Below are 22413 nucleotides of genomic sequence, written 5' to 3' on the forward strand. Positions count from 1 at the left end.
GTCGCACAAGGTCATGCACATCTGCCTCTCGAGCGGCTGGGGTGGTCTGGAAATGTATCCCTCGCGGATTATACCCGAGCTGCAGCGCCAGGGCTGGGAGGTCCACGGCCTGGCGCTGGCCGACTCACGGGTCGCCGAGAGCTTCGCGGCGGCGGGCGTGACGCCGCTGACGGTGGCGTCACGCGGTGGCGCACTGCTGGCCGTGGCGCGCATCCTGGGCTATCTGCAGCGCCATCGTATCCAGGTGCTGCACTGCCACAAGTCCTCCGATCTGCGCCTGGTCGCCCTGCTCAAGACGCTGCGGCCCAGCCTGCGGCTGTTCTTCACCGAGCACATGGGCGTGACCCGACCCAAGAAGGGACTCTACCATCGCTGGGCCTACGGTAAACTTAGCCGGCTATTCTCGATCAGCGAGGCCACCCGGGCGCGCAACCTCAAGGCCTTCGCGCTGCCGCCCGAGCGCATTCAGCGGCTCTACCTGGGCATCGATCCGACGCCCTATGCCGCCCACGGCGACATCGACGCGCTGCGTAGCGAGCTCGGCGCACCGCCCGGGGCACTGCTAATCGGCCTGCCCGGGCGGCTGACGCCGGGCAAGGGCCAGGATATCTGGCTGCAGGCGCTGGCGCGACTCGCCGTACGCGCACCGGCCCTGCAATGGCACGCCGTGATGATCGGCGGCTTGCATGCCAGCGAAGGCAGCGACGAGTCCTATGTCGCCGAGCTCGAGGCCAAGGTGGCGGCGCTGGGGCTCGCTGAGCGGATCACTTTCGCCGGCTTTCGCGGCGACCTGCCGCGCTTGCTGAGGGCGCTGGATATCGTCTGCATTCCCTCCACCAACGAGGCCTTCGGGCTGACGGTGATCGAAGCGATGGCCGCCGGCCGTCCGGTGATCGGCGCCGACAGCGGCGCGATTCCCGAGCTGCTCGACGGCGCGGTCGGACGCCTGGCCGCCCCCGACGACCCCGACGCCTGGGCGCAGCAGTTGCAGGCCCTGGCCGACGACCCCGCGCTGCGCCAGCGGCTGGGCTTGGCGGCGGAGGAGCGGGTACGCCGGGACTTCTCGTTGAGCGCCCATGTTGCGGCGCTATGTAACGCCTATGCGCGGGAATAGCCGCGGCGAATGGTCTCCATGGCACCCGGCGGGGCGTCGAACTTGGCCAGCGAGCGCGCCAGGCGGTCGAGGTTGGCGGCCTGCCAGGCGCCGGGCGGACGCAGCCGGCAGCGGTCGAGATCGATCAGCCATACCCGATCTGTCGCGTCGACCAGCAGGTTGCGGGCGTTGAGGTCGACGTGGTCGAGGCCGGCGGCATGGAAGCGTGCAATGCTGGCGCCGACCCGCTCCAGCAGAGTGGCGTCGGCGTCAGCCAGCCGCTCGGCCAGCGCCCGTGTGCCCGCCAGCCGCACGGTGATCAGCGCTGCCCGGTAGCTCAGGCCGTGCCGCCAGACGCAGGCCGCCACCGGCGGCGGCACCGGCAGGCCGCGGGCGTGGAGCTCGGCGGTGAGGCGCAGCTCGCGGAAGGCGCGGGTTCGTTCCAGGCCGGTCCACAGGTAACGATCACGGATGACGCGGCCGATCAGGCCGCCACGGCGATAGTGACGCAGCACCCACTGCTGTGAACCGGCCTGCACGAACAGGCTGGTGCCGCGTCCGGGTGCCTCGCCGACCACGCCGCCGTGCTGGCGCCAATAGGCGGGGGAGAACAGTGCGGGGTCGATTTGTGAGGCAGGCAAGGCGTCACATACACTGTGCGCATCATATAGAATGAACGTTTTCGCCGCCTGGAACCTTGCCAACTGCATGAAGCGTCCTCTACCCGCCCAGCCCCGCCATATCGGCATCCTGCGCCTGTCGGCGCTGGGCGATGTGTGTAATCTGGTACCCACCGTGCGTGCCTTGCAGCGCCAGTGGCCCGAGGCGCGCATCACCTGGATCATCGGCAAGGGCGAGCACAGTCTACTGGCGGGCCTGTCCGGGGTCGAGTTCGTGGTCTACGACAAGGCCTCCGGCCTGGCCGGCATGCGCGTGCTGTGGCGCCAGCTCGCCGAGACGCGCTTCGATGTGCTGCTGCACATGCAGCAGGCGATCCGCGCCAGCCTGCTGGGGCTGGGGCTCAAGACCGACGTGCGGGTGGGCTACGACAGGGCGCGCGCCAAGGACGCCCAGCACTGGTTCACCCACCGCCAGCTGCCGCCGCACCCGCGCGCCCACGTGGTCGATTCGTTCATGGACTTCGCGCGCCTGCTCGGCGTCGAGGATACTCGCCTCGAGTGGCGGCTCAGCGTGCCGGACGCCGCTTGCGACGAAGCCCGACGGTTGAGCGCCGGGCGTCGCTACCTGGTGGTCAGCCCGTGCAGCAGCGTGAGGGTGCGCAACTTCCGTAACTGGTCGGCGGAGGGCTTTGCCGCGGTGATCGAGCACGCCTGGCAGCAGTACGGCCTGGTCACCCTGCTCACCGGCAGCGGCACCCCCAAGGAGCGCGAGATGTGCGAGCGCATCGCCGCCCAGGTACCGGACCGCGAAGCGCTGGTCGACGCTGTCGGCCAACTATCGCTGAAGGGGCTGCTGGCGCTGATCGACGAGGCCCAGGCGGTAATCGCCCCGGACTCCGGCCCGGTGCACATGGCCAATGCCTTGGATACGCCGGTGATCGGCCTCTACGCCACTTCCAACCTGCAGCGTACCGGGCCCTATCACTGGCGCCACCTGGCGGTGGACCGCTACCCCCAGGCGGTGGCGCATTTTCTGCACAAGGACGTCGAGGCGCTGGGCTGGGGCGAGCGGGTGCGCCACCCCGACGCCATGTCGCTGATCGCCGCCGACGACGTCATCGACCGTTTGGATACCCTGCTCTCGGAGCCCCGTGATGAAACTTGACCTCACCGCCCTGGAACATGCCCGCGTGCTGGTGGTCGGCGATGCCATGCTCGACCGCTACTGGCACGGCGGCACCTCGCGGATCTCCCCCGAGGCGCCGGTGCCGGTGGTGCGCGTCGAAGAGGCCGACGACCGCCCCGGCGGCGCCGCCAACGTGGCGCTCAATATCGCCTCGTTGGGTGGCCATGCCGGCCTCGCCGGCCTGGTCGGCGACGACGCCAACGCCGACCTGCTCACTGCCCGCCTCGAGGATGCCGGAGTGAGCACTCACTTCCAGCGCAGCAGCGAGATTCCCACCATCACCAAGCTGCGCGTGATGAGCCGCAACCAGCAGCTGATTCGTCTCGACTTCGAGCAGGGGCTCGGCGAGGTGGATACCTCGGCGCTGCTGGCCCAGGTCGAGGCGGCGCTGGACGGCGTCGACCTGGTGATCCTCTCCGACTACGGCAAGGGCACGCTCAATCGCATCGAGGAACTGATCGCGCTGGTGCGCGGTGCCGGCAAGCGCGTACTGGTCGACCCCAAGGGCAGCGACTTCCGCCGCTACCGCGGGGCCAGCGTGATCACCCCCAACCTCACCGAGTTCGAGACGGTGGTTGGCGCCTGCCGCAGCGATGAAGAGCTGGCGGCCAAGGGGGAAGCGCTGCGCGCCGAGCTCGAGCTGGAGGCGCTGTTGATCACCCGCAGCGAAAAGGGCATGACGCTGATTCGTGGCGATCACGCGCCGCTGCACCTGCCGACCCGCGCCCGCGAGGTGTTCGACGTCACCGGCGCCGGCGATACCGTGATCGGCGTGCTCGGCCTGGCGCTGGCCGCCGACCACGGCTTCGCCGAGGCCATGACCCTGGCCAACCTGGCCGCCGGCCTGGTGGTGGCCAAGCCGGGTACCGCGACACTGTCGATCGCCGAGCTCTACACCGCCGTGCATGGCGACAAGCTCGCCGAGTTCGGGGTGATCGACGAGGCGCCGCTGATCGAGGCGGTGCGCGCCGCCCAGGCCCGCGGCGAGCGGGTAGTGATGACCAACGGCTGCTTCGACATCCTCCACGCCGGCCACGTTGCCTACCTGGAGCACGCCCGTCAGCTCGGCGACCGCCTGATCGTGGCGGTCAACGACGACGCCTCCATCGGACGCCTCAAGGGCCCCAAGCGCCCCATCAACCCGCTGGCGCGGCGCATGCAGGTACTCTCCGGCCTCGGCGCCGTGGACTGGGTGGTGCCCTTCGGCGAGGACACCCCGCAGCGCCTGATCGAGGCGGTATTGCCGGATATCCTGGTCAAGGGCGGCGACTACCGGCCCGAGGATATCGCCGGCGGCCAGGCGGTGCGTGACGCCGGCGGCGAGGTGCGCGTGCTGGGCTTCGAGGATGGCGTCTCGACCACCGCCATGATCTCCACCATCCTCGACCGCGAGCGCTGATGGCGGCGGGCAAGCCCTGGGCGCGGCGGCTCTATTCGCTGGCGCTGGCGCTGCTGACGCCGCTGGTGTGGCGTCGGGTGTGGCGCGAGCAGCGCCCCGCTCGGCCGCGCCGCGAGCGGCTGGGGCTGATTACGGCGCCGCCCGGCCCCGGCCTGTGGCTGCACTGCGCCTCGCTGGGCGAGGTGATTGCCGCCCGGCCGCTGATCGCGGCGCTGCTCGACGACTACCCCGGCCATCACCTCACGGTCACCACCATGACCGCCACCGGCGCCGAGCGCGTCGAGGCGCTGCGCCGTGAGGCGGGCCTGGCGGCGCGGCTTCACCACCGCTTCCTGCCCCTGGACTACCCCGGGGCGACGCGGCGCTTTCTGGCGCGGCTGGCGCCGCAGATGGCGATCATCTTCGAAACCGAGCTGTGGCCCAACCTGCTGGCCGCCTGCCGCCGGCGGGGCATACCGCTGGCGGTGGTCAACGGCCGGCTCTCGCCGCGCGCCTTTGCGCGCTACCGGCGAATCCGGCCGCTGATGCAGGACGCACTGTGCGGTGTCGACTGGCTGGCCGCCAAGTCGGAGGAGGATCTTGCCCGCTTCCGGGCGCTGGGCATGGCCGTCGACCGCAGCCAGGCGGTAGGCTCGCTGAAGTTCGATATCAGCGTGTCGCCGGAGCTGCGCAGCGCGGCACAGGCGCTGCGTACCGAGTTCGGCAAGCGGCCGGTATGGATCGCCGGCTCCACCCACCCAGGAGAGGACGAGCAGCTGCTCGAGGCTCATGCGCTGCTGCGTCGCTCTCACCCCGACGCCCTGCTGATCCTGGTGCCCCGTCATCCGCAGCGCTTCGCGGCGGTGGCAGCGCTGTGCGCGGCGCAGGGCATGGCGGCGCCGCGCCGCTCGCGAGAACAGCTACCCACGCGCAACGATGCGGTTTACCTGGGCGATACCCTGGGTGAGCTTACGCTGCTCTACGGTGCGGCCGATCTGGCCTTCGTCGGCGGTAGCCTGGTACCGGTGGGCGGCCACAACCTGCTCGAGCCGGCGGCGATGGGCACTCCGGTGCTCAGCGGTGAGCAGCTGGCCAACTTTCAGGACGTTGCCGAAACGTTCGCTGCGGCCGGTGCCCTGGTAAGCGTCGCCGACGCCGACGCGCTGGCCAGGGCGCTGGCCGCCCTGTTCAACGACGACGCCGAGCGGCTGCGCCTGGGCGAGGCCGGTCGGCTAGTGGTGGCGGCCAACCGCGGCGCCCTGGCGCGCACCCGGGAAGGTCTGGCGCGACTGCTAATAAGTGAGTGAGTGCTCGCTCACTCGATGGGCGTCAGGCGCTCGACGCCGTGCGTATCGCCGAGCAGCAGCACGTCGGCACCGCGGGCGGCGAACAAGCCGTTGGTGACTACCCCGACGATGGCGTTGAGTCGCGTCTCCATGGCCAGCGGGTCGTCGATCATGAAGTCGAAGCAGTCGATGATCTGGTTGCCGTTGTCGGTCACTACTCCCTGGCGATAGACCGGGTCAGCGCCGAGCTTGACCAGCTCGCGGGCCACGTAGGAGCGTGCCATGGGGATCACCTCCACCGGCAGCGGGAAGGCGCCGAGGCGCGCCACTCGCTTGGAGGCGTCGGCGATGCAGATGAAGCGCTCGCTGCAGGCGGCGACGATCTTCTCGCGGGTCAGCGCCGCGCCGCCGCCCTTGATCATATGCAAGTGAGCGTTCACTTCGTCTGCGCCGTCGATATAGAAAGGCACGCTGCCGACCTCGTTGAGCTCGAAGACCTCGATGTCGTGGCGCCGCAGACGCTCGGCGCTGGCCTCGGAGCTGGCCACGGCGCCCTTGAAGTCGTCGCGCAGCTCGGCCAGGCGGTCGATGAAAAGGTTGGCGGTGGAGCCGGTGCCGATGCCGAGCACGCTGCTGCGGGCGAGATGCGGACGGATTTCATCGATGGCGGCGGCGGCCACGGCGTCCTTGAGTTCGTCTTGGGTCATGGGAGTTGATCGCGGCTGGTGAATGTAGGCGCCGCCAGTATACGTCAGCCACCTGCCACTGTGGATGGCGCGCTGGACGCCGGGGCCGCGGCAATGCTACCAATAGGGGTTTTCTCTGCCGTTTACGGCAGGCGCTTTTCTCGCTGCCTTCCCCCATCAGGACATCAGGATGCTCGAAGCTACCGTCAAGAAGATTCTCCAGGCCCGGGTCTACGATGCCGCCCGCGAAACGCCGATCTCACCGGCACCCTTCCTTTCCCGTCGCTTCAACAACACCATTCTGATCAAGCGCGAGGACCTGCAGCCGGTCTACTCGTTCAAGATTCGCGGCGCCTACAACAAGATGACCCAGCTCAGCGAGGCGCAGAAAGCCAAGGGCGTGATCGCCGCCTCGGCGGGCAACCACGCCCAGGGCCTGGCCATGGCCGCCAAGCTGATGGGGGTCAAGGCGGTGATCGTGATGCCGCGGATTACCCCCGACATCAAGGTCCAGGCGGTGCGTGCCCGGGGCGCCAAGGTGATCCTCAAGGGCGACGCCTTCTCTGCGGCCGCCGAGCACGCCCGCGAGCTGGTCGCCGAGCACGGCTATACCTACATCCCGCCGTTCGACGATATCGATGTGATCGCCGGCCAAGGCACCATCGGCGTGGAGATCCTGCGCCAGCACGGCGGCCGCCTCGACGCGGTGTTCGTGCCGGTCGGCGGCGGCGGCCTGATTGCCGGGGTGGCGGCCTACCTCAAATACCTGCGTCCCGACATCAAGGTGATCGGCGTCGAGGCCGAGGACAGCGCCTGCCTCAAGGCGGCACTGGACGCCGGCAAACGGGTGACCCTGGACCAGGTTGGCGTGTTCGCCGAAGGCGTGGCGGTGGCGCAGATCGGTGAGATGCCGTTCAAGATCATGCGCGACCTCGTCGATGAGGTGATCACCGTCAATACCGACGAGATGTGTGCCGCGGTCAAGGACATCTTCGATGATACCCGGGCGGTGGCGGAAACCTCCGGGGCGCTGTCGCTGGCGGGACTCAAGAAGTATATCCAGCAGACCGGGGTCGAGGGCCATACCCTGCTGTGCATCAACTCCGGGGCCAATACCAACTTCGATCGCCTGCAGCATATCGCCGAGCGCACCGAGCTCGGCGAGCAGCGCGAGGCGATACTGGCGGTCACCATTCCCGAACGGCCGGGCAGCTTCAAGAAGTTCTGCAAGACCATCGGCAAGCGCATGGTCACCGAGTTCAACTATCGCTATGCGGACCCGGAGAGTGCGCATATCTTCGTCGGCGTGCAGGTCAAGCCGGGTGGAGAGGACCGCCAGGCGGTGATCGACCGGCTGCGTGAGGCGGGCTACCCGGTGGAGGATCTCACCGACAATGAGCTGGCCAAGCTGCATATCCGCCACCTCGGTGGCGGCCGGCCCAAGCAGCATTTCGACGAAGAGGTCTACCGCTTCGAGTTCCCCGAGCGGCCTGGCGCGCTAATGAACTTCCTGACCCACCTGCCCCACGATTGGAACATTTCACTGTTTCATTATCGTAACCACGGTGCCGCCTATGGCCGGGTGCTGGTGGGCATGCAGATCCCCAACGGCGATCGCAGCCACGTCGAGGAGCACTTCGACGAGATCGGCTATCGCTATTGGAAGGAGACCGACAACGCCGCCTATCGGCTATTCATGGCCTGATCGGCCAGGCATCTAGCGTAGTAAGCGCCAACTTACCTTGAGCTTCTGATATGGCAGGGGTTTGAGGGTCAAATCGTGGAATTGCGACGGTTGTTTTTGTCGCCCTTGGGGCCTATAGTCAGCCTGTCGTCAGGGGCGACATTAACGTTTCTGAATGTAACAATTCCACGGAGCTATACATGAAGCGCAAGCCCGATCTGGTCATGGCATTGGCGCTGCTGTTTGTCATCGGGGTGGTGGCGACCGGCTACGCCCAGGCACTCGCCGGCAGCTGAGCAGTCATCCCTGGTACGGCAGTGCCATGACCAGAGAACGACCGAGCCGATACGGGGTAACCCGTATCGGCTTTTTTTGCGCACGACTAGGTGCGCGGCGGGCGTATCACCCTAGTGTCGCTGACGATGGCATCCAGCGGGATATCCCAGCTGGCGCTGGGCAGCGCCGCGACCTGCTGGCAGGCGTGGGCGATACCCAATAGCCGTGGGCGCGGCCCACCGCGGCGGGTAAAGGCGAAACTGCGGTCATAGAAGCCACCGCCCATGCCCATGCGCTGGCCGTGGGCGTCGAAACCCACCAGCGGCAGCACTACCAGGTCGAGTGCCCACGCCGGCAGACGCCGAGCACGATGGGCGGCGTGGCGCGTGCTGGGCTCGAGGATGCCGAAACGGTTGCGCACCATCGGCGTGGCGGTGTGATAGTGGACGAACCACAGGCGGTTGGCGGTCAGCGGCATCAGTACCGGCAGATAGACGCGGGCGCCTCGCCGGCGTAGCCAGTCGACTAACGGCGTGGGATCGATTTCGCCATCGTTGGGCAGGTAAAGGGCAACGCGGCGAGCGCGCTGCAGCTCCGGCAGCAGGCGCAGTTGACGGCACAGGCGGCGTGAGGCCTCGCGCTGCTGGCTGGCGCTCAGCGCACGGCGGCGGCGGCGCAGGTCACGACGCAGCTGGCGTCGCTGCTCGGCGAGTGTCGAGATGGCATGGGTCACAGAGTGGCAACCGCGCGATAGATGTGAAGAGTTCTCCAGAGTGCCGCTGTCGTTCTGGCCCTTGAACCCATTGGTTCAAGGTGGGTGGCCGCAGACAGACCGTCAGGCTTTCCGTCGCACGGACATGCACACGGGTCTGTCTAGCATTTGGCCCCCTGGGTACTGCGCATAGGCTCGAGGGACTATAACGACTGGCGCACACCCCAGAGAACTCATTCATCCTATCAGAGGCAGAGGATGCACCAAAGGCGTCGCCGGGAATAATCGTGTTGGCTCAGCGTGGCGTAACGTCAGCGAGTGCCCGTTCGAGGCGTTCACCGAGCCGCTCGAGGGCGGCATCGCTGTCCTTGCGCTCGTCGAGGGCCTGCAGCAGCTCGTGGGTAATATTGAGCGCCGCCATGATGGCGATCTTCTCGGCGCCGAGGACCTTGCCGCGGGCATGAATGCCGTGCATGGCGCGATCGAGGTAGCGGGCGGAGCGATTGAGCTGCTCCTGCTCTTCCGGCGGGCACGCAATGACGTAGCCGCGCCCCAGCAGCGTGATCTCGGTGGTCGGCCGGCTGTCATCGGTCATGGTGCGCTCCCGGGCAGGGATGAGGGTGGGCCAAGAATGGGGCAGATGCGTTAGGCTATGACGATTCGATCATCATAAGAGAGCCGCTTGCAGACGGTCAACGCGCCGCGGCGGCTCGCCCTTCTCTTTCGGAAGTCTAGTCATGTCACTGATCAATCAACAGCTCAGCTTTTCCGACGTCGCCGACGCCTTTCTGATACACGGTAGCCTGCAGTCGCCCGCCTTCCTGGATGGTCGGCTGGCCGCCGGCCTGGCCCTCCATGACCTGGCCGCCGAAGCCTGGCTCAATGAGCTCTGTGATGCGCTGGGCGTCGACCAGCCCCACGACCAGGAAAGCGCCGAGGTGCTGCTGGCCTGGCGTCGCCAAAGCCTCGAGGCGTTGGCCGGCGAGGCGCTCAACTACGAGCCGCTGCTGCCCGACGAGATGTTCTCGTTGGCCGAGCGCGCCCGCGGCCTGCAGGAGTGGACACTGGGCTTTCTGGAAGTGCTCAACGATGTCGACCCCGTCCGCCGCCAGGGCTGGTCGGCGCCGCTGCGCGAAGCGCTGGACGACCTCGAGGGGCTGGCCGCCATCGACACCGAGCTTGAAGAGAGCAGTGAGAACGAGAATGACCTGTTCGCGCTTACCGAGCACGTCCGCATGGCGGCAATGCTGCTGTATACCGAGCAGCACCCCGGCAAGCCCCAGGTCGAACAGGTCGAGGAGCCCCACTGAATGTCGTCTCGAGATAGCATGCTGCTGCCCCCTGCCCTGCCGCGACCGGCGCCGATCGGCCTGGCCGAATATCGCCGCCGCCGCGACACCCTGATGGCCTCGCTGGCACCCAATAGCGCCGTGCTGCTGCCCTCCGCGGGCCTGGTGACCCGCTCGCGGGACAGCGAGTTCGCGTTCCGCCAGAACAGCGACTTTCACTACCTCACCGGTTTTCCCGAACCGGACGCCCTGCTGCTGCTGCTGCCCGGCCGCGAGGCCGGCGAGTGCGTGCTGTTCTGCCAGGACAAGGACGCCACCCTCGAAGCCTGGACCGGCATTCGCCTCGGCGCTGCTGGCGCCGAGGCCGAGTTCGGCATCGACCAGGCGTTCGAGAACGCCGAACGCGAGCCGCGCTTGGCAGAGTTGCTCGATGGACGCGAGACGCTCTACTTGCCCCTCAATGACGCCGAGGCCATGGCCCTGGCCGAGAGCGTACGCGCCGAGCTGCAGGGGCGCCGGCGTCAGGGGGCCATGGCGCCCGGGGGCTTTCGCGACGTGGCGGCGCTGCTTCACGAGCAGCGCCTGATCAAGAGCGAGGCGGAGCTGGCACTACTGCGCCACGCCGGCGAGATCTCGGCGCGTGCCCATCTGCGCGCCATGCGCAGTGCGGCGCCGGGGCTGCATGAGTATCAGCTGCAGGCCGAGCTGGAGCACGAATTCGTATGGCACGGCGCCAGCGGCCCGGCCTACGCCAGTATCGTCGGCGGCGGCGCCAACGCCTGCGTGCTGCACTACATCAGCAACCGCGCTGCGCTGCGCGACGGCGAGCTGGTGCTGATCGATGCCGGCGCCGAGTTCGAGCTCTATGCCGGCGATATCACCCGCACCTTCCCGGTCAACGGCCGCTTCAGCGCGGCCCAGCGCGCGCTCTACGAGGTGGTGCTGGCGGCCCAGGAGCGCGCCGTGGCGGCGGTGACGCCGGGGGTGACGCTCAAGGCGATTCACGACGGCGTGGTGCGCGATCTGACCCAGGGGCTGCTGACGCTGGGCCTACTCGAGGGAGACCTCGAGGCGAATATCGAGAGCGAGGCCTATCGTCGCTTCTACCTGCACTCCACCTCGCACTGGCTCGGCCTGGACGTCCACGACGTCGGCGACTATCGCCAGGGCGGCGAGCCGCGGTCGCTGGTGCCCGGGATGGTCCTGACCGTCGAACCGGGACTCTATGTGCCCGACGCCGATGACGTTCCCACTGAGTATCGCGGGATCGGCATCCGTATCGAGGACGATGTGGCGGTGACGGTAAACGGCCACGAGGTGCTGACCGCGGCGGTGCCCAAGCGGGTCGCGGATATCGAGGCGTTGATGGTCAAATCCTGATCGAGGTGGCGCACACGGGCGGTGGCGTTACGTAAATTACGTAATACTGGCGGGGTTCACTACGCATGAAACACGCAGTCTCACGGGTGGATATCGCCATCGTCGGCGGCGGGCTGGTCGGTGCCAGCCTGGCGGCGGCGCTGGCGCCGTTGATCGAGGGGCAGGGGCTCCGGGTGGCGGTCATCGAGCCGAGCGCCCTGCCTTCGAGTATAGACGCCGAGACGCAGGCGCAACCCAGTTTCGATGCGCGCGCCAGCGCCATCGCCCAGGGCTCCTGCGAACACTTTGCGCGGCTCGGGCTATGGCCGCAGCTGGCGCAGCAGGCCGAGCCGATCCGCACCATCCACGTCAGCGAGCGCGGCCGCCTGGGCGTGACCCGGCTGAGTGCCGAGGAGCTGGGGGTGGCGGCGCTGGGCCATGTAATCCCCAATGCCTGGCTGGGGCGGGTGCTGCACCAGCGGTTGGCGACACTGCCGCTCGACTGGCACTGCCCGGCGCGGGTCGAAATGATCGCGCCCCAGGCCGGCGGGCATCGCCTGGCGCTGTCGAACGGCACAGCGCTGGAGGCACAACTGACGGTGCTGGCCGATGGCGGTCGTTCGGGGCTCAAGGAGCAGCTGGGTATTGCCAGCCAGGCAGCCCCCTATGACCAGGTGGCACTGATTGCCAATCTCGAAGTCAGCAAGCCGCACCGCGGCATGGCCTTCGAGCGCTTCACGGCGGACGGCCCGCTGGCGCTGCTGCCGCTCTCCGGGCAGCGCATGGAGTTGATCTGGACCCACCGCGCGGGGGCCGAGCAGGCCACCCTGGCGCTTTCCGACAGCGACTTCCTGGCCCGGCTGCAAGCGGCGTTCGGCGATCGCGCCGGCCGCTTCCGCCGCGTCGGCAGGCGCCACTGCTACCCGCTGTCGCTGGTCACCGCCGAGGAACCCACTCGTCCTGGGCTGGTGGTGCTGGGCAACGCCGCCCATGCGCTGCACCCGGTGGCCGGCCAGGGCTTCAACCTGGCGCTGCGCGGGGTGATGGACCTGGTCGCGGCACTCGAGGCCGCGCGGCAGTCCGGCCTGGGCCCGGGCAGTCACGAGGTACTGGCCGACCTCGAACGCCGTCGCGGCGTCGACCGGCATAACGTGATCCGCTTCAGCGATGGCCTGATCCGGCTGTTCGGCATCGATAACGGGTGGCTCTCCCACGCCCGTGCCGCGGGCCTGGTGGGGCTCAACCTGGTGGGGCCGCTGCGCCGAGGTCTGGCGCGGCGCGCGATGGGCCTGGAGCGCTGAAACGGCGATTTGCGTCGGCACCAACGGCCCAGGGCCCGGCAGTCGATTGCCGGGCCCTGGGCGTTTAGTGGCGTTCGCTCACGCTTACTGCTTGGGCGTGACCGTATCGGCTGCGGCCGCGGTTTCGTCCGCCTCGATGGGCTCACGCGCTGGCTTGCCCGGTAGAATGGCGTCGAGCAGCAGCGCCGCTACCGCCGCCGGCACCAGGCCCGACTTGAGCAGCAGGCCGGCCTGGCCGGGCATGGTCTCGGAGATGGCTTCCACCGCCGGCAGGCCGATGCCCAGGCTCAGCGATACGGCGATGATCAGCATCGCGCGCTGATTGAGCTCGCACTCCTGGATGATCTTCAGCCCCGCCGAGGCGATCATGCCGAACATCACCACGCCAGCGCCGCCCAGCACCGCATGCGGCATGGCCGCGACCAGGCCGCCGAGCTTGGGGAACAGGCCCATGCAGATCAGCAGAATGCCGCCGATGGTCACCACGTGGCGGCTGACCACGCCGGTGAGGGTGATCAAGCCGACGTTCTGGGCATAGGCGGTGTTAGGCAAGGTGTTGAAGATCGCCGCGAAGGAGGTGGCCACGCCGTCGGCCATGACGCCGCCGGAAAGCTCGCGATCCTTGGCCTGGCGGCCGGCGCCGCCGATGGTGATGGCGGAGATGTTGCCGATGGTCTCCAGCCCCACCACGAACATGATCAGGGTCATGCCGATGATGGCGGTCAGCTGGAATTCCAGCCCGTACTGCAGCGGCCGGGGAATGGCGAACCAGGCGGCGTCGGCGACGCTGGCGAAGTCCACCATGCCAAGCAGGATCGCCAGGAGATAGCCGCTGGCCAGGCCCACCAGAATCGAGGCCGCCTTGAGGAAGCCGCGACCGAACTGGTGTACGCCGACGGTCACCACCAGCACGAAGAAGGCCAGGCCCAGGTTGGTGGGGGAGGCAAAATCTTCCGCTCCCACGCCGCCGGCGGCGTAGTTGAGACCCACCGGCATCAGGGTAATGCCGATCAACAGCACCACGATGCCGGTGACCACCGGCGAGAACCAGTGGCGGATCTTCTTGAGGAAGGCCCCCAGGCCCACCTGCAGACACCCGGCCACCAGAGAGGCGCCCAGCACCGCGGGTAAGCCGAAGGTGCCGGCCAGCGGCAGGGCCACCGGCAGGAAGCCGAAGCTGGTGCCCTGGACGATGGGCAAGCGGGCGCCGATCGGCCCCATGCCGATGGTCTGGACCAGGGTGGCGATCCCGGCGACGAAGAGGGCGACCTGAATCAGGAAGATCTGTTCGCCGGTGGTAGCGCCGATCACGCCGGCGATGATGATCGGCGGCGTCACATTGCCGGCGAACATCGCCATAATGTGCTGAATGCCCAGGGGGATCGCCTTGCCGAGCGGCGGCATGGCGTCGGGATCCTGATTGATGGTGCGTGAGGGACGCTGGCCCTGTTCGAGTTGACTCATGAGATAGCCTCTACTGTGCACTGTTTTTGTATACTGATAGTGGGCTCTTTCGACACACTAGCTCCGTTGTTGTGTACACAAAATAGACTTCTGTGAAAAACATTTCCACCCGTTTTGTGTATCGCACAGTGCTGACTCGAGTGCGCTGCGCCGGCGTGAGATACTCGGCGCTCCGGTCAGTCGTCAAGGAGATGCCCATGCAGGCGCAAGTGATCATCGTCGGTGGCGGAATGGTGGGCGCCAGCCTGGCGGCGCTGCTGGGCCAGGCGGGGCTGGCGGTGACGGTGGTCGACGGGCGGCCGGCCCCACTGCCACAGCCTTATCTTCCGAGCGCTACGCCATCGCCGCGGGTCAGCGCCCTGACGCCGGTGTCGCAGCGCCTGCTTGAGGGGCTTGGCGTCTGGTCGCGGCTGGCGCGGGTCACGCCCTACGACGGCATGCAGGTGTGGGATAGCGAGGGCAGCGGCGAGATTCACTTCAGTGCCGACCAGGCCGGGGTGCCTCAGCTGGGCCATATCGTCGAGAACGAGGTGGTGTTGGCAGCCCTGGCGTCGCGTCTCGGCGAACTGCCGAGCGTCACCCAGCGCTTTGCTGCGCGGGTCACGGGCTGGCGCGAAGGCGCGCCCGGCCACATGCTGACCCTCGATGACGGCAGCGAATTGACCGCACCGCTGGTGGTGGCCGCCGACGGCGCTCGCTCGCGGCTGCGTGAGCTGGCCGGCATCGAGACCCGCGAGGCCGACACCGGCCAGCGTGCCCTGGTCACCACGGTGCGCGTGGCGCGCAGTCACGCAGGGGTCGCCCGCCAGGTATTTCTCCCCAGCGGCCCGCTGGCGTTTCTACCGCTGACGCTCGAGGGCGAGCCACACTACTGCTCGATCGTCTGGTCGACGACACCGGATGAGGCCGAGCGGCTGGCCGGCCTGTCGCGAGGTGCGCTGGGGGCGGCGCTGTTCGAGGCCTTCGAGGGGCGGCTGGGGGAGGTCGAGGTGATCGACGACGCCATCGATATTGCGCTGGTGCAGCGCCATGCCCGCGACTACGTCAAGCCCGGCCTGGCGCTGATCGGCGACGCCGCGCACAGCATCCACCCGCTGGCCGGCCAGGGCGTCAACCTGGGCCTGATGGACGCCGCGGTGCTCGCCGAGGAGCTGCTCGAGGCGCAGCGCCGCGGTGCAGCGCTCGGCGACCCGCGCATCCTGGCGCGCTACGCTCGGCGGCGGCGCGGCGACAACGCCGCCATGCTGGCGCTGATGGATGGCTTCCGGCTGCTGTTCGGCGCCCGCCACCCGGCGCTGACCCTGGCGCGCAACGTCGGCCTCTCCGGCGTCGACCGGCTGACCCCGCTCAAGCGGCTGCTGATGCGCCAGGCCATCGGCCAGCGCGGCCGCCTGCCCGCGGCCTGCCGCTGAGGCGCGCGGCCGCCAGCGCGGCGGCCAGCTAGGCCGTGGCGTGGGTCCAGACCCGCGTCATGGCGTCGAGCTGGCGCGACAGGCGCGACTTGAGCGCCTCCAGGCTCATGGCATCGTCGCTGACGAACTCCACGAACATCATGTTGAGGCCGTTGAACAGCAGGTCGCCCAGGGCGTCGCTATCCAGCCGTGGATCGATCTCCCCCTGGGCCTGGCCGCTGGCGAGTAGCGCCTGCACCTGGGCGCGCAGGCGTTCATCGAGTTGATGGTAGAGCACCCCGTTGGGCGTCAGCGGCGCTTCGATGGAGAGCGCCATGGCGGCGCGCCACATCTCCTTGCTCAGGTAGTTGAGCGAGTGGTCGTAGTAGTGGTTGATCAGCGCCTGCAGGGCATCGCGCATACCCGCAGGCGGGCTGGCCAGCAGCGCCTCCCCGGCGGCCAGCACCTCCTCGACCTCCATGGCGACGATGGCGATCAGGATATCGCCCTTGGTGGCATAGTAGTTGTAGACCGTCCCCACCGAGACCTCGGCGATCTCGGCAATATCCTCGATGCGCACGTGACGATAGCCGCTGCGGCGAAACAGCAGCATGGACGCCTTGAGGATGCGGCGCTTGCGGTCGGCTTTCTGGCGTGTACGAAGTCCCGTCAATCACCGTCTCCCTGGTGAGCTGAGTAGCGTTTAAAAATATTATTGACGTCAAACTTGAATCTATTCAATATTTTTTTGAGCCAGCCAGTGCTCGTCGCTGCCGGCCGCTACCCAACACCGGGAGACAACAACATGAACAAGATCCGTTTTGCGCAGGCCGCCGGCCTGCCCGCCTGTGCCCTGTTCGGCCTGGCGGCAATGCCCGCCCAGGCCCAAGATAGCCTCAATGCGCTGGTATGGTGCGACCACACCGATGCCTCGCTGATCGAGCCCTTCGAGGAGGCCCACGGGGTCACCGTCAATCTGCGCGAGTACGAGGGTACCGGCGCCGCCTTCGCCATGCTCGAGCAGTCGCGGCCCGGCGACTGGGACGTGCTGGTCATCGATACCATCGACGTGCCGCGGGCCGTCGAAGCGGGCCTGCTGGCCGCGCTGCCGGATGACGAGCTGCCCACCGACGACTTCTTCCCCGAGGTGGTGATGGCCTCGAGCAACAGCGTCGATGGCACCACCTATGCGGTGACCGAGAAGTTCGGCTACAACACCATCTCCTACAACGCCGACCGGGTCGATCCCGCCGATCTCGATGATCTGCTGGCCATCTGGTCGGGTGAGAGCGGTTCACGGATCGCCATCTACGACTACTACCTGCCGGTGATCGGCCTGGTGGCGGCGGGCCTGGGGCTGGATACCCAGGCGCTTACCGCCGAGGACCTGCCGGCGATTCGCGAAGAGCTGTTCAAGATGAAGGCGGCGTCGCGCTCGGTGGGCGAAGTGGTAGCGAGCCAGACCGCCCTGGCCACCGGCGAGGCGGATATCATCGTCGGCGGTGGCGAATGGTTGACCGCGGTGCTGGCCGAGGAGCAGCCCGAGCTGACCTGGACGATTCCCGAGCAGGGCGCGGTGCGCTGGTCGCAGTCCATCGCCGTGCTCGAGGAGAGCCAGAATCGCGACCTGGCGGTGGAGTTCGTCAAGTACATCGTCAGCCCGGAAGGCCAGGCGGCGCTGGCCACCTCGTCATGCTTCTGGGGCATGCCGGCCAACCAGCGCGCCGGTGAGGTGCTCAGCGACGAACAGAAACAGGTGCTGCGCTGGGATGAACAGGACGACTACCTGTCGCGCACTCAGCTGTATCCGGCCCCCGATGCCCAGCTCGACGGCCAGATGCAGGACCTGTGGCTCGAGATGCTGCAGCACTGATCATGGCGATATCCACCACGCTGCGCGGCTGGGGGTTCGTCACCCCGGCCCTGCTCTGGACGCTGGCCTTCTTCGTCGCGCCTTTCGCCATCATGCTGGCGATGAGCCTGGCGACCCTGGAGGGCCGCGAGCTGATCTGGGGCTTCGATCTGGCCAACTACCGGCGCCTGTTCGGGCAGTCGTTCCTGGCTGGCGCCATTGTCGTGTCGCTGCAGATCACCCTGACGGTGACGCTGGTGTCGATTCTGCTGGCCTATCCGCTGGCCTGGATCATCGCCTTCCGGGTGCCGCCGCGCTGGCAGCGACTGGTGCTGCTGCTGGCGATCCTGCCGTTCTGGACCTCCTACGTGGTGCGCTCCTACTCCTGGCTGCTGGTGCTGTCCCGCGAGGGCATCGTCAACAAGGCGCTGATGTCGCTGGGGGTGATCGCCGAGCCGCTGCAGATGGCCAGCACACGCTTCGCTACGGTGACCGGCTTCGTGCACTTCTTCGTGATGCTGCTGACGCTGACGATTTTCGCCAACCTGGTGCAGCTATCGCCCAACTACCGGCGAGCGGCCACCGATCTCGGCGCCAGCGGCTGGCAGGCGTTTCGCCACGTGATTCTGCCGCTGACCCTGCCGGGTATCATGGTCGGGGCCTTCCTGACCTTCGTGCTGTGCATCGGCGACTACATCACGCCGCAGATTCTCGGCGGCAACAACGAGCTGACCGTGCCCCAGGTGATCATGGTGCAGCTGGGGCGTCGCGGTGACTTCCCGCTGGCCGCGGCGCTGTCGATCGTGCTGATGGGCCTGGTGAGCCTGGCCTATCTGGCCAGCGCGCGCTGGCTACGACTGGATCGGGTGTGACCATGCGTAGATTGCAGTGGGGCTATCTGTTCGTGGCCTTCGCCTTCATCTATCTGCCGGTGGCGTCGCTGGTGCTGTTCTCGTTCAAGGACGGCAGCCTGCCGCTGCCGCCCTTCGAGGGGCCGACGCTGCGCTGGTACGCCGAGGTGTTCGGCGACAGGCGCCTGATGGCGGCGCTGGGCCACTCGCTGATGGTGGCGGTGGGCTCGTCGCTGACCGCCTGCGTCCTGGGTTTCCTGGCCGCCTACGGCCTGGCCCGCCACGTGCTGCCGGGGTCAGTGTGGCTGCGTGGGCTGCTGATCGCCCCGATGACGGTCAGCTACCTGATCGTCGGCCTGGGCCTGCTGATCGTCTTCAATCAGCTCGGCATCGGCCTGTCGCTGTGGGCGGCGGGCATCGGCCACGTGGTGATCAACCTGCCGCTGTGCTTTGCGATCATCTACGCCTCGATGGGCGCCCAGCAGCAGAATATCGAGCGCGCCGCCCGCGATCTCGGCGCCGGCGAGGTGCGGGTGATTACCCAGGTCACGGTGCCGATGCTGGCGCCGGCGATCCTGGCGGCGTTCTTCCTGGCCATGACCCTGAGCTGGGACGAGTTCGTGATCGCCTTCCTGCTGACCCGCTTCGAGGTGACCCTGCCGGTGGAGATCTGGAGCCTGCTGCGCTCGGGGCTCTCGTCGAAGACCAACGCCATCGGCAGCATCGTGTTTCTCGGCTCCGCCGCCATCGTGCTGCTACTCGAACTGTTCATCTTCGGAAGGCGCCGCCCATGACTGCTCCCATTACCATCGAGTCGCTGTGCCACGACTTTCAGGACTTTCGTGCCCTGAGCGATATCGCGCTGGAGATCGACGCGGGGGAGTACATCGTGCTGCTCGGCCCGTCGGGCTGCGGCAAGACCACCCTGCTGTCGATCCTCGGCGGCTTCATCGTGCCCTCCCGGGGTGCGGTGAAGATCGGCGGGCGCGACATGACCGGGGTGGCGCCGGCCAAGCGGCCCACCACCACCATGTTCCAGGACTATGCGCTGTTTCCGCACATGACCCTGCGCGACAACGTCGCCTTCGGGCTGCGCATGCGCGGCATGGCCAGGCGCGAGCGCCACGCCCGCGCCGAGCGGCTGCTCGAGCTGGTCGGGCTGCACGGCGATGCCGGCAAGCGTCCCCACGAGCTGTCCGGCGGCCAGCGCCAGCGGGTGGCGCTGGCGCGGGCGCTGGCGGTGGAGCCGGATGTGCTGCTGCTCGACGAGCCACTGGGGGCGCTGGATCTCAAGCTGCGCCGCAGCATGCAGGATGAACTCAAGAGCCTGCAGCGCGAGTTCGGCACCACCTTCATCCACGTCACCCACGACCAGGAGGAGGCGATGGCCATCGCCGACCGCATCGTGGTGATGAATCGTGGCCGTATCGAGGACGTGGGGCCGCCGGAGCGGGTTTATCAGCAACCCGCCAGCCTGTTTGCCGCCAACTTCATGGGCGAGACCAACCGCCTCCCGGCCACGCGTGGGCCCCAGGGGCTGGAAACGCCGTTTGGCCCCCTCGCGGCGCCGCAGGCGCCGAGCGGCGACGGGCCCTTTACCGTCTGCCTGCGTCCCGAGCAGATTCGCAGTGGCACTGACGGCTGGTCGCTGGGCAGCGCGCGGGTCGGCGATAGCGCCTTCTTCGGCACCCATTTCCGCTGCCATCTACACTGTGAGGATGATGCCGAGACGACCCTGATCGCCCACCTGCCACCCGAGGTGCAGCCGCAGCCCGGGGCGCGGTTGACGCTGTCGGTGGATCCGGCGCGATTGAGCATCTTCGCTGCCGAGGAGGTGGCCCCATGAGCCAGCGTGCCCGCCCCCAGGAGTGGTATGCCACGCGCAGCGTGGGAGACGCCGTTACGCATATCGAAGAGCCCTTCATCCAGGCCTTCTATCGCTGCAATATCTGGCATGTGCGCGGCCGCGATCGCGACATGCTGGTCGACAGCGGCATGGGCGTGGTGTCGCTGCGCGAGTGGGTGCCGCTGGTCACCGAGCGGCCGCTGACCGCGGTGGCCAGCCATACCCACTTCGACCATATCGGCTGTCACCACGAGTTCGACGAGCGCGTGGTGCATCGCGCCGAGGCGGAGATCCTGGCCCAGCCCGGGCGTCGCGCCACCCTGGCCGACCCCTACGTCAGCGATGATATCTTCGAGCGGCTGCCCCCCGAGCCCTTCGCCGCCACCACCTACGCGGTCAAGGCGGCGCCCGCTACCCGGCTGGTGGAGGAGGGTGACGTCATCGATCTCGGCGACCGCGTCTTCGAGGTGATCCATACCCCGGGGCACTCGCCCGGCGGGATCGCGCTATGGGAGGCGCGCAGCGGCATCCTGTTCTCCGGCGACATCGTCTACGACGGGCCGCTGATCGAGGACACCTACCACGCCAACGCCACCGACTACGAGCGCTCCATGCGTCGCCTTCTTGAGCTGCCCTTGAGGGTGGTCCACGGCGGCCATTTTCCCAGCTATGGTCGCGAGCGGCATCGCCAGATCATTCGCGGTTGGCTGGATGGCAAGGCCCGCGGTAGCTGAGGGGCGCCCACCTCCCATGTAACGCAACGGGGCCTGGCGGTCGACCGCCAGGCCCCGGCCGTATTGACGGCGCGTGATTCCGCGGGGGTCAGCCCGCCGCGGAGCGGCGCTGGCCAACCACGTTGAGTGCCTTGAGCAGGTTGAGGGCTTCGTTGAGCTGGTAGTCGTCGCGCAGACGCTCGCTGGTGGCGCTGCGTTCGCGGGTCTCTTCCCGCGAGCGCAGGTGGCCCTCGAGGTCGGATTCGCGCAGCTGGCGGCTGCTCTCGGTGACTTCCAGCCGGCCGCGCACCACTTCCACGTCAGGCACGATGCCCTGGGCCTGAATCGAGCGCCCGTTGGGAGTGTAGTAGAGCGCGGTGGTCAGCTTGAGGCCGTCGCCGTTGCCCAGCGGCATGACCTGCTGCACCGAGCCCTTGCCGAAGCTCTCGGTGCCCATTACCACGGCGCGGCGCTGATCCTGCAGCGCACCGGCGACGATCTCCGCCGCCGAGGCGCTGCCGCCGTTGATCAGCACCACCAGCGGCACGTCCGGGGCGGCGGTGTCGCGGTTGGCGGAGAAGCTCAGCTCGCTGTCGGCCAGGCGGCCCTCGGTGTAGACGATCAGGCCGCTGTCGAGGAAGGCATCCGAGACCGCCACCGCGGCCTGCAGCACGCCGCCGGGGTTGTTGCGCAGGTCGAGCACCAGGCCGTCGAGGGGCGCGTCGGCCTCCATACGCGCCAGCGCCTGGCGCACCTGCTCGCCGGTGCGGTTCTGGAACTGGCTGACCCGCAGATAGCCGTAGCCGGGCTCGAGCAGCTCGCTGCGCACGCTCTCGCTGCGGATCACCTCGCGGGTCAGGGTGATGTCGCGGGGGCTGTCCTCGCCGCGCCGCTGGATGCTGATCTCGAGCTCGGTGCCGGGCTCGCCGCGCATCAGGTTGACCGCCTCCTGCAGCGACATGCGGTCGGTGGCCTGGCCCTCGACGCTCATGATCAGGTCGCGGGACTGCAGGCCGGCGCGTGAGGCCGGGGTGTCGTCGATGGGGGTGATCACCGTCAACTGGCCATCTTCCATGCCGACTTCGATGCCGATGCCGCCGAATTCGCCCTGGGTCGACTCGCGCAGGGTGCGGAACTCGTCCTGGTCGAGGTAGGCGGAGTGCGGGTCGAGCTCGCTGAGCATGCCGCGCATGGCGTTGCGTAGCAGGGTGCTGTCGTCGACTTCGTCGACGTAGGCGCGCTTGATGCGTTCGAAGATCTCGGCGAAGGTCTGGACATCCTCGACCGGCAGCTCGTTACCCGGCGTGCTGTTGGCCGCCGTGGCGTGCAGGGGCAGCGCCAGCAGCGCCAGCGAGGCGACCCCGGCGATCAGGGATTTGCAAGCAGTGTCGAGCATGATGACTCCGATCCGCAGGTAAGAGACGGC

Annotated in this window: 21 protein-coding genes and 1 other RNA gene; 14 read left to right on the forward strand and 8 right to left on the reverse strand. The window is 68.0% G+C overall.

The features are described 5' to 3' along the window. Window positions 1-13 precede the first annotated feature (13 nt). Window positions 14-1114 carry a glycosyl transferase family 1 gene (locus tag BWR19_00065; protein APX94830.1) on the forward strand — a complete coding sequence of 367 codons (1101 nt, stop codon included), beginning with the start codon at window positions 14-16 and terminating at the stop codon, window positions 1112-1114. On the opposite strand, the gene BWR19_00070 is transcribed toward BWR19_00065, so the two are convergent. Beyond that, entirely contained in the window at window positions 1099-1803 is a 705-nt protein-coding gene (locus tag BWR19_00070; GenBank protein APX91477.1) for a 3-deoxy-D-manno-octulosonic acid kinase, read from the reverse strand. The genes BWR19_00065 and BWR19_00070 overlap by 16 nt on opposite strands. Between BWR19_00070 and BWR19_00075 the strand changes: the two genes are divergently transcribed. The 3 genes from BWR19_00075 to BWR19_00085 are packed head-to-tail and all read left to right on the forward strand — an operon-like array spanning window position 1802 to window position 5584. Then, window positions 1802-2878 (forward strand): glycosyl transferase, encoded by a 1077-nt coding sequence (locus tag BWR19_00075; GenBank protein ID APX91478.1) that lies wholly within the window; start codon window positions 1802-1804, stop codon window positions 2876-2878. The genes BWR19_00070 and BWR19_00075 overlap by 2 nt on opposite strands. Beyond that, entirely contained in the window at window positions 2868-4298 is a 1431-nt protein-coding gene (locus BWR19_00080; protein APX91479.1) for a bifunctional heptose 7-phosphate kinase/heptose 1-phosphate adenyltransferase, read from the forward strand. Before BWR19_00075 ends, BWR19_00080 begins: the two co-directional genes overlap by 11 nt. Beyond that, a complete protein-coding gene (locus BWR19_00085) occupies window positions 4298-5584 on the forward strand; it encodes a 3-deoxy-D-manno-octulosonic acid transferase (GenBank protein ID APX91480.1) in 1287 nt (428 codons plus the stop codon). The genes BWR19_00080 and BWR19_00085 overlap by 1 nt, the downstream gene beginning before the upstream one ends. An 8-nt stretch (window positions 5585-5592) precedes the next feature. On the opposite strand, the gene BWR19_00090 is transcribed toward BWR19_00085, so the two are convergent. Next, window positions 5593-6270 (reverse strand): ribose 5-phosphate isomerase A, encoded by a 678-nt coding sequence (locus BWR19_00090; protein ID APX91481.1) that lies wholly within the window; start codon window positions 6268-6270, stop codon window positions 5593-5595. 169 nt (window positions 6271-6439) lie between these two features. Here BWR19_00090 and BWR19_00095 point away from each other — a divergent pair, with 169 nt between their 5' ends. Continuing rightward, window positions 6440-7954, forward strand: a complete 1515-nt coding sequence (locus tag BWR19_00095; protein APX91482.1) for a threonine ammonia-lyase, biosynthetic — start codon at window positions 6440-6442, stop codon at window positions 7952-7954. Between the two features lie 361 nt (window positions 7955-8315). Here BWR19_00095 and BWR19_00100 read toward each other — a convergent pair whose 3' ends face one another. From BWR19_00100 to BWR19_00110, 3 genes are all read right to left on the reverse strand, one after another. Continuing rightward, entirely contained in the window at window positions 8316-8942 is a 627-nt protein-coding gene (locus BWR19_00100; GenBank protein ID APX91483.1) for a 5-formyltetrahydrofolate cyclo-ligase, read from the reverse strand. A 28-nt stretch (window positions 8943-8970) separates the two neighbouring features. Then, window positions 8971-9155, reverse strand: a non-coding RNA gene (gene ssrS, locus BWR19_00105) — 6S RNA. Between the two features lie 61 nt (window positions 9156-9216). Further along, window positions 9217-9516: a cell division protein ZapA gene (locus tag BWR19_00110; protein ID APX91484.1), complete on the reverse strand. Its 300-nt coding sequence runs from the start codon at window positions 9514-9516 to the stop codon at window positions 9217-9219. A 142-nt stretch (window positions 9517-9658) separates the two neighbouring features. Between BWR19_00110 and BWR19_00115 the strand changes: the two genes are divergently transcribed. From BWR19_00115 to BWR19_00125, 3 genes are all read left to right on the forward strand, one after another. Beyond that, window positions 9659-10231 carry a hypothetical protein gene (locus BWR19_00115; GenBank protein ID APX91485.1) on the forward strand — a complete coding sequence of 191 codons (573 nt, stop codon included), beginning with the start codon at window positions 9659-9661 and terminating at the stop codon, window positions 10229-10231. Window positions 10232-10252: 21 nt separating this feature from the next. After that, window positions 10253-11590 carry a Xaa-Pro aminopeptidase gene (locus tag BWR19_00120; GenBank protein ID APX94831.1) on the forward strand — a complete coding sequence of 446 codons (1338 nt, stop codon included), beginning with the start codon at window positions 10253-10255 and terminating at the stop codon, window positions 11588-11590. A gap of 65 nt (window positions 11591-11655) precedes the next feature. Beyond that, window positions 11656-12870 carry a 2-octaprenyl-6-methoxyphenyl hydroxylase gene (locus tag BWR19_00125; protein APX91486.1) on the forward strand — a complete coding sequence of 405 codons (1215 nt, stop codon included), beginning with the start codon at window positions 11656-11658 and terminating at the stop codon, window positions 12868-12870. Between the two features lie 84 nt (window positions 12871-12954). Here BWR19_00125 and BWR19_00130 read toward each other — a convergent pair whose 3' ends face one another. Next, window positions 12955-14334, reverse strand: a complete 1380-nt coding sequence (locus BWR19_00130) for a uracil permease (GenBank protein APX91487.1) — start codon at window positions 14332-14334, stop codon at window positions 12955-12957. A 191-nt stretch (window positions 14335-14525) separates the two neighbouring features. Between BWR19_00130 and BWR19_00135 the strand changes: the two genes are divergently transcribed. Beyond that, the gene (locus tag BWR19_00135) at window positions 14526-15746 is read left to right on the forward strand and encodes a 2-octaprenyl-3-methyl-6-methoxy-1,4-benzoquinol hydroxylase (GenBank protein APX91488.1); all 1221 of its coding nucleotides are present in this window, start codon (window positions 14526-14528) and stop codon (window positions 15744-15746) included. 28 nt (window positions 15747-15774) lie between these two features. Here the strand turns inward: BWR19_00135 and BWR19_00140 are convergent, their stop codons facing one another. Then, window positions 15775-16398, reverse strand: coding sequence for a TetR family transcriptional regulator (locus tag BWR19_00140; GenBank protein ID APX91489.1), 624 nt, complete (start codon window positions 16396-16398; stop codon window positions 15775-15777). 132 nt (window positions 16399-16530) lie between these two features. Here BWR19_00140 and BWR19_00145 point away from each other — a divergent pair, with 132 nt between their 5' ends. The 5 genes from BWR19_00145 to BWR19_00165 are packed head-to-tail and all read left to right on the forward strand — an operon-like array spanning window position 16531 to window position 21008. Continuing rightward, the gene (locus BWR19_00145; protein ID APX91490.1) at window positions 16531-17598 is read left to right on the forward strand and encodes an ABC transporter substrate-binding protein; all 1068 of its coding nucleotides are present in this window, start codon (window positions 16531-16533) and stop codon (window positions 17596-17598) included. 2 nt (window positions 17599-17600) lie between these two features. After that, window positions 17601-18449: a spermidine/putrescine ABC transporter permease gene (locus tag BWR19_00150; protein APX91491.1), complete on the forward strand. Its 849-nt coding sequence runs from the start codon at window positions 17601-17603 to the stop codon at window positions 18447-18449. Between the two features lie 2 nt (window positions 18450-18451). After that, window positions 18452-19222: an ABC transporter permease gene (locus BWR19_00155; GenBank protein ID APX91492.1), complete on the forward strand. Its 771-nt coding sequence runs from the start codon at window positions 18452-18454 to the stop codon at window positions 19220-19222. After that, the gene (locus BWR19_00160; GenBank protein APX91493.1) at window positions 19219-20274 is read left to right on the forward strand and encodes a spermidine/putrescine ABC transporter ATP-binding protein; all 1056 of its coding nucleotides are present in this window, start codon (window positions 19219-19221) and stop codon (window positions 20272-20274) included. Before BWR19_00155 ends, BWR19_00160 begins: the two co-directional genes overlap by 4 nt. Further along, window positions 20271-21008 (forward strand): MBL fold metallo-hydrolase, encoded by a 738-nt coding sequence (locus tag BWR19_00165; protein ID APX91494.1) that lies wholly within the window; start codon window positions 20271-20273, stop codon window positions 21006-21008. The genes BWR19_00160 and BWR19_00165 overlap by 4 nt, the downstream gene beginning before the upstream one ends. 88 nt (window positions 21009-21096) lie before the next feature. Here the strand turns inward: BWR19_00165 and BWR19_00170 are convergent, their stop codons facing one another. Continuing rightward, window positions 21097-22383 (reverse strand): peptidase S41, encoded by a 1287-nt coding sequence (locus tag BWR19_00170; protein ID APX91495.1) that lies wholly within the window; start codon window positions 22381-22383, stop codon window positions 21097-21099. Between the last annotated feature and the right edge of the window lie 30 nt (window positions 22384-22413).

The organism is Halomonas sp. 1513 (genome assembly GCA_001971685.1).
GTDB lineage: Bacteria > Pseudomonadota > Gammaproteobacteria > Pseudomonadales > Halomonadaceae > Franzmannia.

Excerpts from the sequence above, each read along its gene's own strand:
- BWR19_00065 (APX94830.1), top strand. The coding sequence starts at position 14 with ATGCACATCTGCCTCTCGAGCGGCTGGGGTGGTCTGGAAATGTATCCC.
- BWR19_00075 (APX91478.1), top strand. The coding sequence starts at position 1,802 with ATGAAGCGTCCTCTACCCGCCCAGCCCCGCCATATCGGCATCCTGCGC.
- BWR19_00070 (APX91477.1), bottom strand. The coding sequence starts at position 1,803 with ATGCAGTTGGCAAGGTTCCAGGCGGCGAAAACGTTCATTCTATATGAT.
- BWR19_00080 (APX91479.1), top strand. The coding sequence starts at position 2,868 with ATGAAACTTGACCTCACCGCCCTGGAACATGCCCGCGTGCTGGTGGTC.
- BWR19_00085 (APX91480.1), top strand. The coding sequence starts at position 4,298 with ATGGCGGCGGGCAAGCCCTGGGCGCGGCGGCTCTATTCGCTGGCGCTG.
- BWR19_00090 (APX91481.1), bottom strand. The coding sequence starts at position 6,270 with ATGACCCAAGACGAACTCAAGGACGCCGTGGCCGCCGCCGCCATCGAT.
- BWR19_00095 (APX91482.1), top strand. The coding sequence starts at position 6,440 with ATGCTCGAAGCTACCGTCAAGAAGATTCTCCAGGCCCGGGTCTACGAT.
- BWR19_00110 (APX91484.1), bottom strand. The coding sequence starts at position 9,516 with ATGACCGATGACAGCCGGCCGACCACCGAGATCACGCTGCTGGGGCGC.
- BWR19_00115 (APX91485.1), top strand. The coding sequence starts at position 9,659 with ATGTCACTGATCAATCAACAGCTCAGCTTTTCCGACGTCGCCGACGCC.
- BWR19_00125 (APX91486.1), top strand. The coding sequence starts at position 11,656 with ATGAAACACGCAGTCTCACGGGTGGATATCGCCATCGTCGGCGGCGGG.
- BWR19_00130 (APX91487.1), bottom strand. The coding sequence starts at position 14,334 with ATGAGTCAACTCGAACAGGGCCAGCGTCCCTCACGCACCATCAATCAG.
- BWR19_00135 (APX91488.1), top strand. The coding sequence starts at position 14,526 with ATGCCCATGCAGGCGCAAGTGATCATCGTCGGTGGCGGAATGGTGGGC.
- BWR19_00145 (APX91490.1), top strand. The coding sequence starts at position 16,531 with ATGAACAAGATCCGTTTTGCGCAGGCCGCCGGCCTGCCCGCCTGTGCC.
- BWR19_00150 (APX91491.1), top strand. The coding sequence starts at position 17,601 with ATGGCGATATCCACCACGCTGCGCGGCTGGGGGTTCGTCACCCCGGCC.
- BWR19_00155 (APX91492.1), top strand. The coding sequence starts at position 18,452 with ATGCGTAGATTGCAGTGGGGCTATCTGTTCGTGGCCTTCGCCTTCATC.
- BWR19_00160 (APX91493.1), top strand. The coding sequence starts at position 19,219 with ATGACTGCTCCCATTACCATCGAGTCGCTGTGCCACGACTTTCAGGAC.
- BWR19_00165 (APX91494.1), top strand. The coding sequence starts at position 20,271 with ATGAGCCAGCGTGCCCGCCCCCAGGAGTGGTATGCCACGCGCAGCGTG.
- BWR19_00170 (APX91495.1), bottom strand. The coding sequence starts at position 22,383 with ATGCTCGACACTGCTTGCAAATCCCTGATCGCCGGGGTCGCCTCGCTG.